Source organism: Staphylococcus borealis (genome assembly GCF_001224225.1).
GTDB classification, from domain to species: domain Bacteria; phylum Bacillota; class Bacilli; order Staphylococcales; family Staphylococcaceae; genus Staphylococcus; species Staphylococcus borealis.
The window spans coordinates 149,626-163,916 of sequence record NZ_CUEE01000002.1 but is presented as its reverse complement, the minus strand read 5'-3'; the positions used below and the strand labels follow the sequence as shown (position 1 = coordinate 163,916).

Annotated in this window: 15 protein-coding genes and 1 tRNA gene; 2 read left to right on the top strand and 14 right to left on the bottom strand. The window is 33.1% G+C overall.

The window, feature by feature from the left end; translation table 11 throughout:
• Window positions 1-35: 35 nt before the first annotated feature.
• The 8 genes from AK212_RS03480 to bshC all read right to left on the bottom strand — a co-directional run bounded on the left by AK212_RS03480 (window position 36) and on the right by bshC (window position 9,794).
• Window positions 36-1,367: a cell division protein FtsQ/DivIB gene (locus tag AK212_RS03480; RefSeq protein ID WP_053029189.1), complete on the bottom strand. Its 1,332-nt coding sequence runs from the start codon at window positions 1,365-1,367 to the stop codon at window positions 36-38.
• A gap of 15 nt (window positions 1,368-1,382) precedes the next feature.
• Window positions 1,383-2,732 carry a UDP-N-acetylmuramoyl-L-alanine--D-glutamate ligase gene (murD, locus tag AK212_RS03475; protein WP_053029188.1) on the bottom strand — a complete coding sequence of 450 codons (1,350 nt, stop codon included), beginning with the start codon at window positions 2,730-2,732 and terminating at the stop codon, window positions 1,383-1,385.
• A 1-nt stretch (window position 2,733) separates the two neighbouring features.
• Window positions 2,734-3,699 (bottom strand): phospho-N-acetylmuramoyl-pentapeptide-transferase, encoded by a 966-nt coding sequence (mraY, locus tag AK212_RS03470; protein ID WP_053029187.1) that lies wholly within the window; start codon window positions 3,697-3,699, stop codon window positions 2,734-2,736.
• 243 nt (window positions 3,700-3,942) lie between these two features.
• Window positions 3,943-6,261 carry a penicillin-binding protein gene (locus tag AK212_RS03465; protein WP_053029186.1) on the bottom strand — a complete coding sequence of 773 codons (2,319 nt, stop codon included), beginning with the start codon at window positions 6,259-6,261 and terminating at the stop codon, window positions 3,943-3,945.
• Window positions 6,242-6,643 carry a cell division protein FtsL gene (ftsL, locus tag AK212_RS03460; protein WP_053029185.1) on the bottom strand — a complete coding sequence of 134 codons (402 nt, stop codon included), beginning with the start codon at window positions 6,641-6,643 and terminating at the stop codon, window positions 6,242-6,244. Before ftsL ends, AK212_RS03465 begins: the two co-directional genes overlap by 20 nt.
• Window positions 6,644-6,656: 13 nt before the next feature.
• On the bottom strand, window positions 6,657-7,592 hold the full coding sequence (rsmH, locus tag AK212_RS03455; RefSeq protein WP_053029184.1) for a 16S rRNA (cytosine(1402)-N(4))-methyltransferase RsmH: 936 nt from the start codon (window positions 7,590-7,592) through the stop codon (window positions 6,657-6,659).
• Window positions 7,593-7,606: 14 nt separating this feature from the next.
• Window positions 7,607-8,038 carry a division/cell wall cluster transcriptional repressor MraZ gene (gene mraZ, locus AK212_RS03450; RefSeq protein WP_053029183.1) on the bottom strand — a complete coding sequence of 144 codons (432 nt, stop codon included), beginning with the start codon at window positions 8,036-8,038 and terminating at the stop codon, window positions 7,607-7,609.
• A gap of 142 nt (window positions 8,039-8,180) precedes the next feature.
• A complete protein-coding gene (gene bshC / locus AK212_RS03445) occupies window positions 8,181-9,794 on the bottom strand; it encodes a bacillithiol biosynthesis cysteine-adding enzyme BshC (RefSeq protein WP_053029182.1) in 1,614 nt (537 codons plus the stop codon).
• A gap of 189 nt (window positions 9,795-9,983) precedes the next feature.
• On the opposite strand from bshC, the gene AK212_RS03440 reads away from it, so the two are divergent.
• Window positions 9,984-10,427, top strand: coding sequence for an N-acetyltransferase (locus AK212_RS03440; RefSeq protein WP_053029181.1), 444 nt, complete (start codon window positions 9,984-9,986; stop codon window positions 10,425-10,427).
• A 211-nt stretch (window positions 10,428-10,638) separates the two neighbouring features.
• Here the strand turns inward: AK212_RS03440 and AK212_RS03435 are convergent, their stop codons facing one another.
• The 4 genes from AK212_RS03435 to AK212_RS12900 all read right to left on the bottom strand — a co-directional run bounded on the left by AK212_RS03435 (window position 10,639) and on the right by AK212_RS12900 (window position 11,977).
• Complete coding sequence (locus AK212_RS03435; protein WP_053029180.1) at window positions 10,639-11,340, bottom strand: YjjG family noncanonical pyrimidine nucleotidase; 702 nt, start codon at window positions 11,338-11,340, stop codon at window positions 10,639-10,641.
• Between the two features lie 109 nt (window positions 11,341-11,449).
• Window positions 11,450-11,584, bottom strand: a complete 135-nt coding sequence (locus AK212_RS12910) for a beta-class phenol-soluble modulin (RefSeq protein ID WP_070855434.1) — start codon at window positions 11,582-11,584, stop codon at window positions 11,450-11,452.
• Window positions 11,585-11,647: 63 nt separating this feature from the next.
• On the bottom strand, window positions 11,648-11,782 hold the full coding sequence (locus AK212_RS12905; protein ID WP_070855429.1) for a beta-class phenol-soluble modulin: 135 nt from the start codon (window positions 11,780-11,782) through the stop codon (window positions 11,648-11,650).
• 60 nt (window positions 11,783-11,842) lie between these two features.
• On the bottom strand, window positions 11,843-11,977 hold the full coding sequence (locus tag AK212_RS12900; RefSeq protein ID WP_011276028.1) for a phenol-soluble modulin PSM-beta-3: 135 nt from the start codon (window positions 11,975-11,977) through the stop codon (window positions 11,843-11,845).
• Window positions 11,978-12,660: 683 nt separating this feature from the next.
• On the opposite strand from AK212_RS12900, the gene AK212_RS03430 reads away from it, so the two are divergent.
• Window positions 12,661-12,734 (top strand) — tRNA-Arg (locus AK212_RS03430).
• A gap of 465 nt (window positions 12,735-13,199) precedes the next feature.
• On the opposite strand, the gene AK212_RS03425 is transcribed toward AK212_RS03430, so the two are convergent.
• The gene (locus AK212_RS03425; RefSeq protein WP_053029179.1) at window positions 13,200-13,709 is read right to left on the bottom strand and encodes a YfcE family phosphodiesterase; all 510 of its coding nucleotides are present in this window, start codon (window positions 13,707-13,709) and stop codon (window positions 13,200-13,202) included.
• Complete coding sequence (locus AK212_RS03420) at window positions 13,706-14,290, bottom strand: XTP/dITP diphosphatase (RefSeq protein WP_053029178.1); 585 nt, start codon at window positions 14,288-14,290, stop codon at window positions 13,706-13,708. Before AK212_RS03420 ends, AK212_RS03425 begins: the two co-directional genes overlap by 4 nt.
• Between the last annotated feature and the right edge of the window lies 1 nt (window position 14,291).

Here is a 14,291-nt window from a genome sequence, read left to right as displayed (position 1 = left end):
TGTGAACTATAAACACATATTAATATCGAAATTTTTTAATTATTTGAACCTGATTGTTCGTTAATTTTATTTAAAGCACTTTGTAACTCATCTTTTGCATCTGTTTCTTGTTGTGATTTTTGAAGAACATTTTGATCAGATTTAGAATCTCCGCTACTATTTTCATTATACGGGATAAATGATGCACCTACAGATAAATCTATATATCCTTGTGTTTTTAGATTTCCTGAATCATCTTTCGCTAAAGATTGAGACATTTGAGGGTAATATTTAATTTTATTAGCAATTGTTTTGATATTACCTACTACTTGCATATCATCTTGCATATATAAAAGAATTCGATTAGGACTATTTTGTTTGGGTGCGTAACTCACTTCTGAAATCATATCTCTAACTTCTGGAGACATCTTGGACAACGCTTTAATCATGTTATCTTTTTCTTTACCTTTAAATCCATCTATAATTGGACCGCTGCCGGCAATATTACCATCAAAATTTTTCAATTCTTCGTTGCCTTCAATGATTGGCACGTATTTATTTTTCTCTTTGACAACACCCACAACTTGATTTTCAGTTATTTGTACTTTCAATGTATTAGGTAATTGTTTTTTAATTTTAACGTCTTTGATTAAATCGTTTTTCTTCAGATTTTGAATCCCTTTACGTTTACTATACGTATACATTCTTGAATTGTCTTTAACATCTAAAGCTTTTTTAACTTGACTATCGGTTACGTTGTTATTTCCACTAATTTTAATATTTGAAATTCTACTTAGTGGTGTAAACATATAAAGTAAAAATAAGATAATTAACAGTATTAAAACGGTTAGGATAATATACTGAACTCTTTTTTGACGTTTCCTTCGCTGAATTCTTAGTTGTTCTTTTCTTTCTTGAGGTGATAAATGATCGAATCGAGCATCCTTTTCACGCTTTCGTCTCTTACGATTATCGTTAAATTCTTTCAACCTATCTTTGACTGTAAATTTGTACGTAGGTTTTTCTGACTGAGTAGAAAGCGTACGCCTTTTTTCTAGTTTTTCACTATCATGACGATGATCATTCTTTGCTTTTTTTTCTATGCTTTTATGCGATGGATCACTAAATGCATTTTGTTCTAATGATTCAGAGTCCTTGATTTGGCTTTCCGTTTTCTGTTTGTCTTCTGAATTGTTCTCATTTTCTTGTTCTTGATTTGATTCATCGGTTTGCTTTTTTATTTTGTACAATTGGTCATCATCAGTGGGTAAGTTATTATTATTTACATGATTTGAAAGGTGGTCTTCATTATTTAGTTCTCGATTTCTCTTTTCGATAAGACTTTGAATCGAGCTCACCTTATTATGTTTACGTCGTTTATCTTTCACTTGATTTCACAACCTTTAATAAGATGGTAAGTGGGCACGGAAGCTCTCTATAAATCTTTCTCCACGTTCTTCAAATGTATTATATTGATCCCAACTTGCACAAGCTGGAGATAATAAGACAACATCATTCGGTTCAACTACATCTTGTACTTTTTTGACTGCATCTTCAATATCTGTAGCTTTGACGACGATTTTGCCTTGACTATTGCCAAGTTTAGCAAATTTTTCTTGCGTTTGACCAAAAACAACCATAACACGAACATTTTTCATATAAGGGATTAATTCATCAAATTCATTCCCACGATCTAAACCACCACATAACCATACTATAGGTTGTTTAAAGGAATTTAATGCAAACTGTGTTGCTAATGTATTCGTAGCTTTAGAATCATTATAATATTTATTCGTGCGATTAGCGCCAATATATTGCAATCTATGATCTATACCGGAGAATGTCGTTAAACTATCAACGATGGCCTTTATTGGGACACCAGCTAGAATAGAGGCCAATACTGCAGCGAGAATATTCTCTAAATTGTGCTCACCTGGTAGAACTAAATCATCTATATTGATGATTCTTATGCCCTTATAGATAATAAAGCCATCTTTAATGTAAATACCGTCAACTTCCTGATGTGTAGAGAAGTACAGTGTCTTAGCTTTTAAATTCTCTGACTCAATTAATTGTCTTTGATGATAATTACATATTAAATAATCATCTTCAGTTTGATTTTTATAGATTTGTTTCTTAGCATTTTGATAATTTTCAAGCGTTTCGTGATAATCAAGATGCGCTGAATATATGTTTGTAATAATTGCAATATGCGGACGATATTGTTCTACACCTAATAATTGAAAAGATGACAATTCAGTTATGAGAAATTCATCTGGTGACGTTTCTTGTGCTACTTTAGATGCCACATAACCTATATTTCCAGATAAACGACCAGTCAATCTACTTTTCTTGAACATATCCCCTATTAAAGAAGTGGTAGTTGTTTTACCATTGGTACCAGTAACCGCAATAATAGGTGCTTCAGATATTAAATAGCTTAATTCGACCTCAGTTAAAATCTTTAAATGACGTTGATAAGCCTCTTTAATAATAGAAACAGTGTATGGGATACCAGGGTTCTTGACAATAATAGGATTATTATCAAGTAACGATAAAGGATGCCCACCATCAACAATTTTAACACCTAATGCTTCTAAATCCTTGGCATGTGGATCTTGAGATAAATCTTTGCCATCATTGACTGTTACATTTGCACCTAGTTTAATTAGTAACTTAGCCGCTTCATATCCGCTTTTTGCTAATCCTACCACAAGGACATCTTTATTTTCTAATCCTTTATAATCGAGCATGCTAATGCACTCCTATCCATAATCCGATTAATCCTGAAATTAAACCAACTGTCCAAAATACTGTTACAACTTTCCATTCTCCCCAACCACTTAATTCAAAGTGATGATGGATTGGGCTCATTTTAAAGATACGTTTTTTTGTAAGTTTGTAAGAAGCAACTTGTAACATAACTGAAGCTGTTTCGATTACAAATACTAATCCAACTAGTAATAATGATAATTCTTGATTTAACATAATTGAGATTGTAGCAAAAATACCACCCAAAGCTAAACTACCTGTATCACCCATAAATACTTTTGCAGGATTAAGGTTATATGGAAGAAATCCTAATAAAGCAAAAATCATTATGATACAAAATGCACCAATTGCTGGTGAATCTAAAACAAAGCTCATAATGGCATACATTGTAAAGCCAATGATTGATAGTCCTGTTGCTAAGCCATCTAAACCATCTGTTAAATTCACAGCATTTGAGAATCCAACTTGCCAAAATACGATAAAAATAACATAAGCAAATGATAATGGAATGCTAATATTTGTAAAAGGTATATTTAAATCAGTTGAAAACGCTATAAGATGAAATACGTCACTAAGTACGAAGAATACTATTGCAATAGCGATTTGTGCTAAAAATTTCTGTTTGCTTGTTAAACCTTGATTGTTTTTCTTAACTACGATGATGTAATCATCGATAAAGCCAATCAAACCAAAACCAATTGTTACAAATAATAATAATATGATTGGATTTGAATTATCTACAAAGAAAATTGCAATAATTGATGTAATGATAATACTAATTAAAAAAGTCAAACCACCCATTGTAGGTGTTCCTGTCTTCTTCATGTGACTTTGCGGACCTTCTTCACGAATACTTTGTCCAAATTTCATTCGCTTAAGTGTCGGGATTAATATTGGTACTAAAATAAAAGTAATTAGTAGTGCGATAAACGCGAGTATAAAAAGCATAATGGTCTCCTTTATATATTTAATTTTTAAACGTTGTACTCTGAGTTAACTTCGTTATAATATCTTATTTATTTTATCAATATTTGTAAGTAAATTCATTTAAATATGAGTACAGTATTGAATGAAACACTTTGATGATATGTAATTTATAAAAACATCAGTGTTCATCCAATACCTGTACCTCATCATCTACCTTTTCAAGACAAGATCTGATTACTCATTAGCATCGTGTGTCGTACTGGACTACTCGTCTTGGCCAGATGAACGAGATGAATCTTCTTTGTTGTCTTCCCCACTAGTGTCAGAAGACGAATTTGATTTGTCTTTATCTGACGAATCATCACTTGATTGTTCTTTATTAGAAGCATCATTTGATGTTGAATCATTAGCACTAGCATTCGTCGACGTGTCATCAGGGTCTTCAGTAGATAATTCAATTTCAACTTTACTATTATCTTTTAATGTTGTTCCACTCGTAACCGATTGTTTTGTGACGTAACCACTACCTTTTGTTGTAACGTTAATGCCCGTTAATTCTTGGAAGGCAAGCACATCATCTTTTGTCCAACTCTTCATATTTGGCATTGTGATATCACCATCAGTTAATAAAAGCACTTTACTGTTAGGCAATAGTTTTTTGTTTGGTTTAATCGATTGCGATTTAACATTATCTCCATTACCAATAACTACTGCTTGTAAATCTTCAGATTGCAGACTTTCTTTCGCTTTATCTGTAGACTGTCCTGATACATTCGGAACTTTTGAATATTGTGCTGATTTTGTTTCATCTGTTTTAGAACCTACATTTAAATATTTAAGTGTATTTTCCATGATTGGTTTAAATGCTTTACTTACACCCATTTCATAGGCTTCTTGGTCGTTTTTCTGAGCTAAGCTCATTCCAGCATAAACGATAACCTTAGGATTTTTCTTAGGTGCGTCGCCTATGAAACTTACAAAGTAAGGGTTCTCACCTTTAACATAACCGCCGCCTTTTTCATCTGCTACTTGGGCGGTACCAGTTTTACCTTCAATATCATAGCCGTCTACTCTATAGTTCATCGCATGACTTTTCTTACTATTAACTACTTTATCTAGTTCAGTTTCTACTTTACTTGCAGTTGAAGCAGTGATGGGTTTGCCCGCAAATTCTTTTTTGCCTTGATAGAATGTTTTCTTAGAAACTGGATTGTTAATACTTTCAACAAACCAAGGTTTCAACATATTGCCATCATTAAAGAAAGCAGATTGTGCCTGAATCATTTGTACTGGCGTTACAGTTGTAGATTGTCCAAATGCTGATGTTTTTTGTTGTAATTCATTTGACCAGGCAATATGACCTTCAGCTTCACCATCAAATAGACCGCCTGTTTTTTTACCAAAGCCAAATCGTTCATACCAAGATTTCATTTTGTCAGCACCTACAAGGTCTTGTAAATGCATCATCAATGTATTTGAAGAGTAAGTGAATCCAAGAGACATTGGGATTTCTCCCCAACCAGTTCTATTCCAGTCAGAAATTCGAGACCCCATAATATCACGGTGTCCAGACTCATATTTCTTATCAGGATCAAACTTACCTTCTTGTATAGCTGCTGCTAAACCGAATGATTTAAACGTTGAACCAGGTTCATACGTATTTTGATATAAGTCGTTCGCCCATTTTTTCCCAAAGTTTTCGCCAGTTTCTGGATTAAACGTAGGTCGTTGACTAAAAGCTAAAATCTCACCCGTTTGTGCATCCATCACAACAGCAAATAAATCTTTTGGTTGATATCGCTTAACCATATCATCCAGTGCTTCCTCTACGAACACTTGAATATTAGAGTCAATCGTTAAATGAACATCGTCGCCACGTTTAGGTGATTTTTCATTTTTAGTATTTGGAGCTATATATCCCCAAATATCTTGAATATACGACAACGCACCTTTAGTACCACTTAAATAACTGTCAAAGATTTTTTCTACACCAAGTGCACCTTTTAATTCGCCTGTATCCGGATTTTTCTGAGCCATCCCAATTAAATGAGACGCGAAATTACCATTTGGATAAAATCGTTCAGTTTCTGGATATAATGTGATGCCAGGTAAATCCATTTTTTCGAGTTTTTGTTTATCTTGATACGTTAAATTGGTTCCTTTTTGCCCAAATTCTACTTGGAATGCTTTTTTCTGATTAAGCCTTTTTTCAATTTCTTCAGGTTTCATATCTATAATTTTAGATAATGCTTTAGCAGTTTTTTTCTTATCTTCAACATAGCGTGGTTTATCACCACTTTTACCTGCACTTTTATCAACAACAGCCACAACTTTGTATCTTTCTACATCTTCTGCGAGAATTTTACCGTTTCTATCGTAGATCTTACCTCGTTCCGCCTGTTCATTGGTTTGAACAAGATACTTTTCATTTGCTCGCATAACTAAATCCTGTCCATCTGAATGACCTGTAATCATTATGTACGCATATCTTAAAACCAATATAAAAAAGAGCAGTCCGAATATACCAACAAGGAGGACTGCTCCTAATTTATTTTTTCTAATTTTAATTTTTCGCTTCGCCATTTGTACGCACTACCTTTACATTGTCGTTATTTAGGCTCATACCTTGTGCTTTAGCCTTGTCGTAAATGCGTTGGTAAGAAGAACTTTTCTTTATTTCAGATTGAATCGCGCTATTTTCACTTGATTGTTGTTCAATTTTAGAATCTAAATCTGCAATTTTTCCATTAGTATCATACGCATCCATTTTTAAAGATAGCATATAGATAGCAATAACTGCAATTGCAGTAACAAGTGTTATGTATAAGTATTTCTCAAACCTTGTGAGTTGAACTACAACCTTTTTTGTGACAGTTCGTGTTTGTGGTTTTGGTTGAGGTTGTTGTTTCGGTATACTATTGTGCTGAACGTCTTCATATGGTTCATATATTTCTTCTACAGCCATCGTCAATTACTCCTTATTTTAAAATTTCTGCAACACGTAATTTTGCACTGCGCGCTCTGTTATTTTCATCCAAATCTGTGTCAGTTGCCGTTATTGGTTTACGATTTACTCTTTTAAGTTTAGGTATGTAAGCTTCAGGAATAATTGGTAACCCTCGTGGCACTTCAGGACCCTTTTCATACTCTTGGAACATTTGCTTACATAATCTGTCTTCTAAAGAGTGGAAAGTGATTACTGAAATTCTGCCTCCAACTTTCACAAGCTCAATCGCTTGTTCAATTGAATCCTCGAATGCAGATAACTCATCATTGACTGCTATACGTATAGCTTGAAATACACGTTTTGCAGGATGACCACCTTTTCTTCGAGCTTTAGCAGGAATGCCTTCTTTAATGATGTCAACTAGCTCTAATGTAGTTTCGATAGGCTGATGTTCACGATGTGCTTCGATTCGTCTCGCTATTTGTTTAGAAAATTTTTCTTCTCCATAACGATAAAAAATCTTAACAAGCGCTTCATATGGCCATTGATTGACTACTTCATATGCGCTAAGTTGCTGCGTTTGGTCCATTCTCATATCCAGTTTGGCATCATGATGGTAACTAAATCCTCGCTCTGGAACATCTAATTGTGGACTCGAAACGCCTAAGTCATAATAAATTCCGTCTACCTTTTCAATGTTCAAATTTTTTAAAATGTCAGTCAATTCTCTAAAATTACTATGTACGAACGTGACTTTGTGTAGATGATCTTTCAATACTTCTTTAGCATTATCTAATGCTGTTGTGTCTTGATCAATCGCAATTAATCTACCGTCATCGTTTAATTGATTTAATAAATAGAGAGCATGACCCGCGCCACCAAGCGTACAGTCTACATAAATACCATCTTCCTTGATGTCTAGATAATCTATTGTTTCGTTGAGCATGACGCTAATATGATGAAACACGACTTATTCCTCCATTAAAAATCAAAATCTATTAAATCTTCAGCAATATCTTCGAAACTTTCTTCAGATTCATCATAAAAATCTTTCCAAATTTCTCTATCCCAAATTTCAATTCGATTTGAGACGCCTATTACTGTACATTCTTTTGTTAAATTAGCGTATTTCCTTAAATTTTGAGGAATATTAATACGCCCTTGCTTATCCAATTCCACTTCAATCGCACCTGAGAAGAACATACGCATAAACTTACGTGCGTCTTTTTTTGTCATAGGTAAGGTTTTCATTTTATCTTCTATTTGTTGCCATTCTTCAAGTGTGTAACCGAATAAACATTTATCAAGGCCTCGTGTGATAATAAAACGTTCGTTTAAGTCATATCTAAACTTAGATGGAATTATCATACGTCCTTTAGCATCAAGTTGATGTTCGTATTCTCCCATGAACATTATTATCACCTCACCTTATTTATAATTTACCACATATCCCCACTATCCTCCACTAATTCTGTAAAATATCTTAAAATTCTTTTTTCTATACAAAAAAACCCTATTTTATCATTCCGATAAAATAGGGCTAATGCCTGATTTATTAAGGTTTTACAATAATTTGATCAAATGTGTATTCAAGTGGTGGATAAGTGGAGGGACTGAACACATCAATCCCAAAATCATTCATAATTTGGAGTGGATTCCAAATTCTTTCTTGCAGTCCGTGGTGAGGATGTAATATGAAATCCAATTCTCTAAATTGTCTCATGCTAATATCATTTTCTCGTTCAATATTTAATAAATAGCGCTTAAGTAAATAATCAAATTGTTTATTATGAATGTCTCTATTTTTAGTAACTAAATTTAAATTGTCTTGGTTCCCTTGAACTTCATTTAATAATTGCTCATATACATTGTCATGTTTGGCTTGCAATTCTTCTACTTGTTGAATGAAGGTGTTGGATGCTTTTTCTCGTACAAATTTATTTTTGTCATCATCAATACCATTTTGAATTACTTTTTCAACATTCAAATTGTATTGTTTCAATAGTTTTTCTGTTCTTTCCATCATATAAGTGATTTTCATACGTGGTAAAACAATAGGCATTTCAACATCTAGTAATTGGAACACACCATTTAATTCTGCCCAATACTTAATCTCACTTGGGCCACCTATGAATGCTACAGTATTGAATAACCATTCTTCCATGACTGGTCTTGTGACAACGTTGTTTGAGAATCGCTCTGGCTCAGCTTCTATCAATTCCATGAGTTCCTTTTCTGAGAAAGTGTTCTCTGACTTACTTAATTTAAAATGGTCACCATCTCTTGTTATTAATTGTCGCATCCCATCTTCATGAAGGAATAAATGAACATTCGTGTCAGTCTGAATCATTTGTGTTAACCCAGCCTCAATAGTTTGTTCTTGTGTTTGTCTAAATGCCTGATCAATTTTAGTGTGTTGATTTACAATTTCTTTTAATAATGGTTTCTCCAGTTGTCTTAGGTTATTATTTTGTGCATCAATGAGTAACAAACCGTAATCTTTAAAGACTTCATGTAATAAAGCTTTAAAGATATCTGTCCATGTATCAAACGTATTAATAATATCCACACATAAGTTATATAAAGGTTTAGAATGCTTAGTTTCTTTTAATTCTTTGAAGAAAAGATTTAATGCATTAAGTAGCGCTTCTTTATCAGGTGTATATCTTGAAACATTAGTTTCTGGTGGTGTCATTGTATGATATTTAACTTTCTTTAATTGTGCCTCATTGGCATTATATGCATACGTATGATTGACTTCATCAAAATCATGATCTTCCCCAGCAATCCAAAATACTGGTACAACCGTTTCACCGTATGCTTTAGTTAGTTGATTACTTAACGTAACAATTGAAAGTATTTTGTGGAACGTATATAAAGGTCCTCCAAATAGACCGGCTTGTTGACCACCGATGACTACTTTTGCACCTTGTCCAAGCGCCTCTATGTGCTCTAGTTGAGAAGTCGTTAATTTTAAATCTGCCATATGGTCTTTAATGATTTGTGCTAATTGTTGTTCTCTACCATTATTTGGACGTTCCATTCTAGCAGTGAAGCTAGATGATGCAACAGGATCATACTGATAAAACGCTAATAATCGCTTGTCACTTTCTTTTAATTTTGAAATAAATAAATCTTTTTCTTTAAACTGAGTTACTCGACAGTCCATATCCATACTCCTTCAACATAGCTATTACTCATATAGTATAAAGATTATAGCACTATATGACAATTTTACGGCTTAAAAAATTATAAATAGTATTGTAAAAGATGCCTTTGCTAAGGTAAATATAATTGAATGAAATTTACATATTATTTAAGTTATAATAAAACAAAAGAAATAAGGGGGATAACGAAAATGAGTGAAGTTAAACATCTTGAAATAAATTATAAAACAGACGAGTTATTTGAAGCTTTTAGAGCGTTTGGAAATAAAGATTTATACATGGTAGAAGAACTACAAGGTCAAATGATAGACGCTAGTTCCGATTCACCATTCTATGGCATTTTCCATGGTGAAAACCTTGTTGCGCGTATGGCGTTGTTAAAAAAAGGTGATGTTGAGGAAATTTATTTTCCAGAATTTGACGACTATTTACTATTATGGAAATTGGAAGTATTAGAGAAGTACCAAAACAAAGGATACGGCCAATCACTCATTGATTACGCCAAATCTTATAATATGCCTATCAAAGCGATTGCACGTCAAAATTCTAAAAACTTTTTAATCAATCAAGATTTTGAGGATGTTCATGCCAAAAATCCTGAAGGCCACGATGTACTTGTTTGGTCTCCTAAATAATCGTTTTATAACGTGAACAAAAAAGTGATTCAAATCGTTTCTATATAAAACCAAAATTCAATTACTAGAAAAAAGCCAGTAAATGCGTTTTGACTTAATTCATTTACTGGCTTCAATTTTTGAATAACTGAGAATTAATAGCTCACTAGCTCAACTTGACATATGTGTGACGTCTCTGTTCGGAGCCTTCTACGTTAAGCCCTGCACTCAGCTATGTTTCATTATCCATTTCAATTAATTTAACTAATTCGTCTAATGATTTAATTTCATAATCCGGCTCTATGTTAGAGGTGTTCTTCTTGTTTCTTATATTAAACCAGCATGTAGCGATATTAGCATTTTTGCCTCCTAATATATCTGAAGTTAACGAATCTCCTACGATAATGGCACTTTCTCGTTTCGCTTCACCTATTTCATCGAACACATAATCAAAAAATTCTATCATAGGCTTTTGATAGCCAGTCTCTTCTGAAATAAACACACCCGCAAATGTATCTTTAAACTGTAATTGCGCAATACGTCTTTTTTGCGTATCCGTAACGCCATTCGTTACGATATACAGTTCATTATTTTGAGCTAAGCGATCTATCGTTTCTAAAGTTGAATCAAAGTGCTTAATAGGTGCCTTTGCTAATTCATCTCTAAACATAATATCCGCTTGTTTGCCATCAACTTCTATACCATAATGATTAAAATATTCAATAAAACGGTGGGATAGAACTTCTTCTTTAGTAAGTTTATTTTCTTGAAATGCCTCCCAATGTGCTTGATTAATTTGTTTAAAAAATTGAAAGTCTTCAGCTGTTGGATAATGTTGATAATGCTTTGCCATATTATGAAATGCTTTATCTTCAGCATCATAAAAATCAACTAAAGTATCATCGAAGTCTAATAGAATTGTATTATATTTCATCGTTTCATCCTTACTCATTATTTATTACTATGTATTTTAACAGAAATTGATCTATAAATTAAAAAAAGACCAGAGCGCTTGCCCTGGTCCATATGACATAAAATGTATATTAGAAACCGAAGATTTTACCTAAAGCACTAATACCGTTTTCTACGATACCTACGATGTCAGTACCCATTTTACCCCAGTCTTTATCTTGACCTGCTTGAATTGCTGCTGCGATAGATTCTGCTAATTTTTGCATATTTATCTCTCCATTTCTGTTTTTAAATTCATGATATTAACTAAGTTTTAAAAAAGCGTTGAATTAGAAACCAAAGATTTTACTTAATTCTGTTACACCGTTAGAAATTACATCTAAAATGCTTGTACCTAATTTAGTCCAGTCTTGGTTTTGACCTGCTTCAATTGCACCTTTGATTGCGTTTGCGATTTTTTCCATGATTATAATCTCCTTTATAATGTAGATTTATATTTTAATGAAATGTTATTAGTCGAAATATTAGAATCCGAATAATTTACCTAAAATGCCAACACCGTTTTCTACGATACCTACAATGCTTGTACCTAATTTAGCCCAATCTTGGTTTTGGCCTGCTTGAACTGCATCTGAAATTGCTTGTACTAATTTTGACATTTAAATCGCTCCATTTCTTTTTAGTTAGAATATTTGAATCTTAATGCACTCGTTTGTTCAAAATACATTAAGCTATTTCTTAAAACTAAAAACGATGAATTGGTAAGTTTTTGTTTACCTATCGTTTTGATACTTATACTATATACCGATTTGTTCGTTTTGCGTTCTATCTTTCTTAACTCAAACATTAAACATCAAAACTGTAGGCATTTGATTTCTTAGAATACACTTAGGCATTCATATATGTTGTACAAAATCAGACAATTCTGCAAACGTTTACAATACCTTTACATTCGCTTAAAACTAGATTATAAAACCCTCGCTTAAACAGATTATTTCATCAATTATAGTCCTTGCTAAGTTAATCTGTGTCTATTTTCATTCATAAAACAAAGCATAATCGTAAATAAACGCGTATTAATAAATGATCATACTAATTAAATGACATTACTTTATCAATACCATTCCTGTTCACGCATTTCATCGTACTACTATTGATAACTAACGTTGAAATTCAAAATCGGCAGATAGCATATAGAAGATTTAACGTCTAATTTTGGTCAATTCGTTTCGCAAGAGTTACAAATGCGCATAATTAGTGAAAAATATAAACTTTTTTTATATCAAAGCTATTGATAAATAAGGTTTCTTTAGCTATAATTATTCTTGTGTTAAAAAATCATGTCCTGGTAGCTCAGCTGGATAGAGCAATGGCCTTCTAAGCCATCGGTCGGGGGTTCGAATCCCTCCCAGGACGTCATATAACTTTTGATAAAAGTCGAAAAGCCTGCTATTATAGGCTTTCGGCTTTTTTATTTCGAACAAAACAGAATAAAACTGAACTATTTTGACACATGCTTAACACTTTTATATCTGCTTTTTCTAATTTATCAAGCTTCAATATGATTTAAACCGTAAGTACTAAATTAATAATTGAAAGCAACAATGGGAGTGGGACAGAATTCTTTTTAAATTCGTTGTCCCACCCCCGCAAGGGTGACTAGAACTGAGAAAAGCTTGAATTAAGCGCCTTCTCAGTTCAGTCAGCTACTGCAAATTTGCAAAATAGCTTCATTATATTATTTTTGTCCCAGCCTCCAAAGTGGTTCGTTTTTACTTCTCAATCTAATACCTTCATCCTACATGACTTATTTAAGTTGAATTCTATCCTATCTAATAATTAAAACACTTAGGCAACGACTTTTGCCTAAGTGTTTCTTTGCTAAATTTCGAATTCTATTGTTTCTATAATACGGTTGTCACGATTTCTAAAGTTTAAAATCGCATTCATATTTACTTCATCAATAACGAGTTCGGCAAACGTTTCTTCAATATTACTGCGGGATTGTGATATACTGCCTGGGTTAATAACGTGTACACCACTAAAGTGTTCATATTTTGCGACGTGAGTATGACCATAGAAAGCAAATTGACATCCAAGTGATTTAGCCTTCTCAGCTAAGTGCATGCGCGTTTGATTAACTGAATACAAATGGCCATGTGTATAAAAGGCTTTAATACCTTTAGCTTCCACAACTTCCTCATTTGGAAATTCAGGATAAAAGTCACAATTTCCTTTTACTCTTTTAAATAGACTTAACTCTGTGTCATTGTATTCGAATTCAGAGTCACCTAAATGTAGTAACATTTCAGCGTCTTTATGTGATTCATAAATATGGTATAAAATACCAGGTTCTGTATGATTGTCACTGACGATAAGCCACTTTGTCATATTGATTCACTCTCCAAATAAGCATTTAATTTCTTAATTGCATTACCTCTATGACTAATTTCACTTTTTTCTGTTGTTGTGAGTTGTGCCATGGTTTTACCTTTTTCAGGAACATAAAATACAGGATCATATCCGAAACCATGCTCACCTTGTCTCTCAGTCGTAATTACACCAGATACTGTTCCTTTGAAAGTTTGCGTCGGCTCATTAGGTGCACTCATACTAATGACACAAACAAATTGTGCCTCACGCTGTTCAATACCATCTAAATTCTTCAATAATTTATCAATATTAGCATCATCGCTCTTGTCTAGACCGGCATATCGAGCTGAATAGACACCTGGTTCTCCATTTAATGCAAATACTTCTAATCCACTGTCATCTGCGATAACACGTTTATTTAACACTTTTGCAGCTTCTTCTGACTTTAACCGTGCATTTTCTTCAAAAGTTGTTCCAGTTTCCTCTACATCGAAATCTGCGATGAGCTCTGATATACCTATCACATTATCGTGGGGAAAGATAGATTTAAAGTCATTAATTTTACCTTTATTGTTTGTAGCGATTACGATATCTGCCATT

Coding starts and splice junctions, on each gene's coding strand:
- murD (WP_053029188.1), bottom strand. CDS start 2,732: ATGCTCGATTATAAAGGATTAGAAAATAAAGATGTCCTTGTGGTAGGA.
- mraY (WP_053029187.1), bottom strand. CDS start 3,699: ATGCTTTTTATACTCGCGTTTATCGCACTACTAATTACTTTTATTTTA.
- AK212_RS03465 (WP_053029186.1), bottom strand. CDS start 6,261: ATGGCGAAGCGAAAAATTAAAATTAGAAAAAATAAATTAGGAGCAGTC.
- ftsL (WP_053029185.1), bottom strand. CDS start 6,643: ATGGCTGTAGAAGAAATATATGAACCATATGAAGACGTTCAGCACAAT.
- mraZ (WP_053029183.1), bottom strand. CDS start 8,038: ATGTTCATGGGAGAATACGAACATCAACTTGATGCTAAAGGACGTATG.
- bshC (WP_053029182.1), bottom strand. CDS start 9,794: ATGGACTGTCGAGTAACTCAGTTTAAAGAAAAAGATTTATTTATTTCA.
- AK212_RS03440 (WP_053029181.1), top strand. CDS start 9,984: ATGAGTGAAGTTAAACATCTTGAAATAAATTATAAAACAGACGAGTTA.
- AK212_RS03435 (WP_053029180.1), bottom strand. CDS start 11,340: ATGAAATATAATACAATTCTATTAGACTTCGATGATACTTTAGTTGAT.
- AK212_RS12910 (WP_070855434.1), bottom strand. CDS start 11,584: ATGCAAAAATTAGCAGAATCTATCGCAGCAGCAATTCAAGCAGGTCAA.
- AK212_RS12905 (WP_070855429.1), bottom strand. CDS start 11,782: ATGGAAAAAATCGCAAACGCAATCAAAGGTGCAATTGAAGCAGGTCAA.
- AK212_RS12900 (WP_011276028.1), bottom strand. CDS start 11,977: ATGTCAAAATTAGTACAAGCAATTTCAGATGCAGTTCAAGCAGGCCAA.
- AK212_RS03425 (WP_053029179.1), bottom strand. CDS start 13,709: ATGACAAAGTGGCTTATCGTCAGTGACAATCATACAGAACCTGGTATT.
- AK212_RS03420 (WP_053029178.1), bottom strand. CDS start 14,290: ATGGCAGATATCGTAATCGCTACAAACAATAAAGGTAAAATTAATGAC.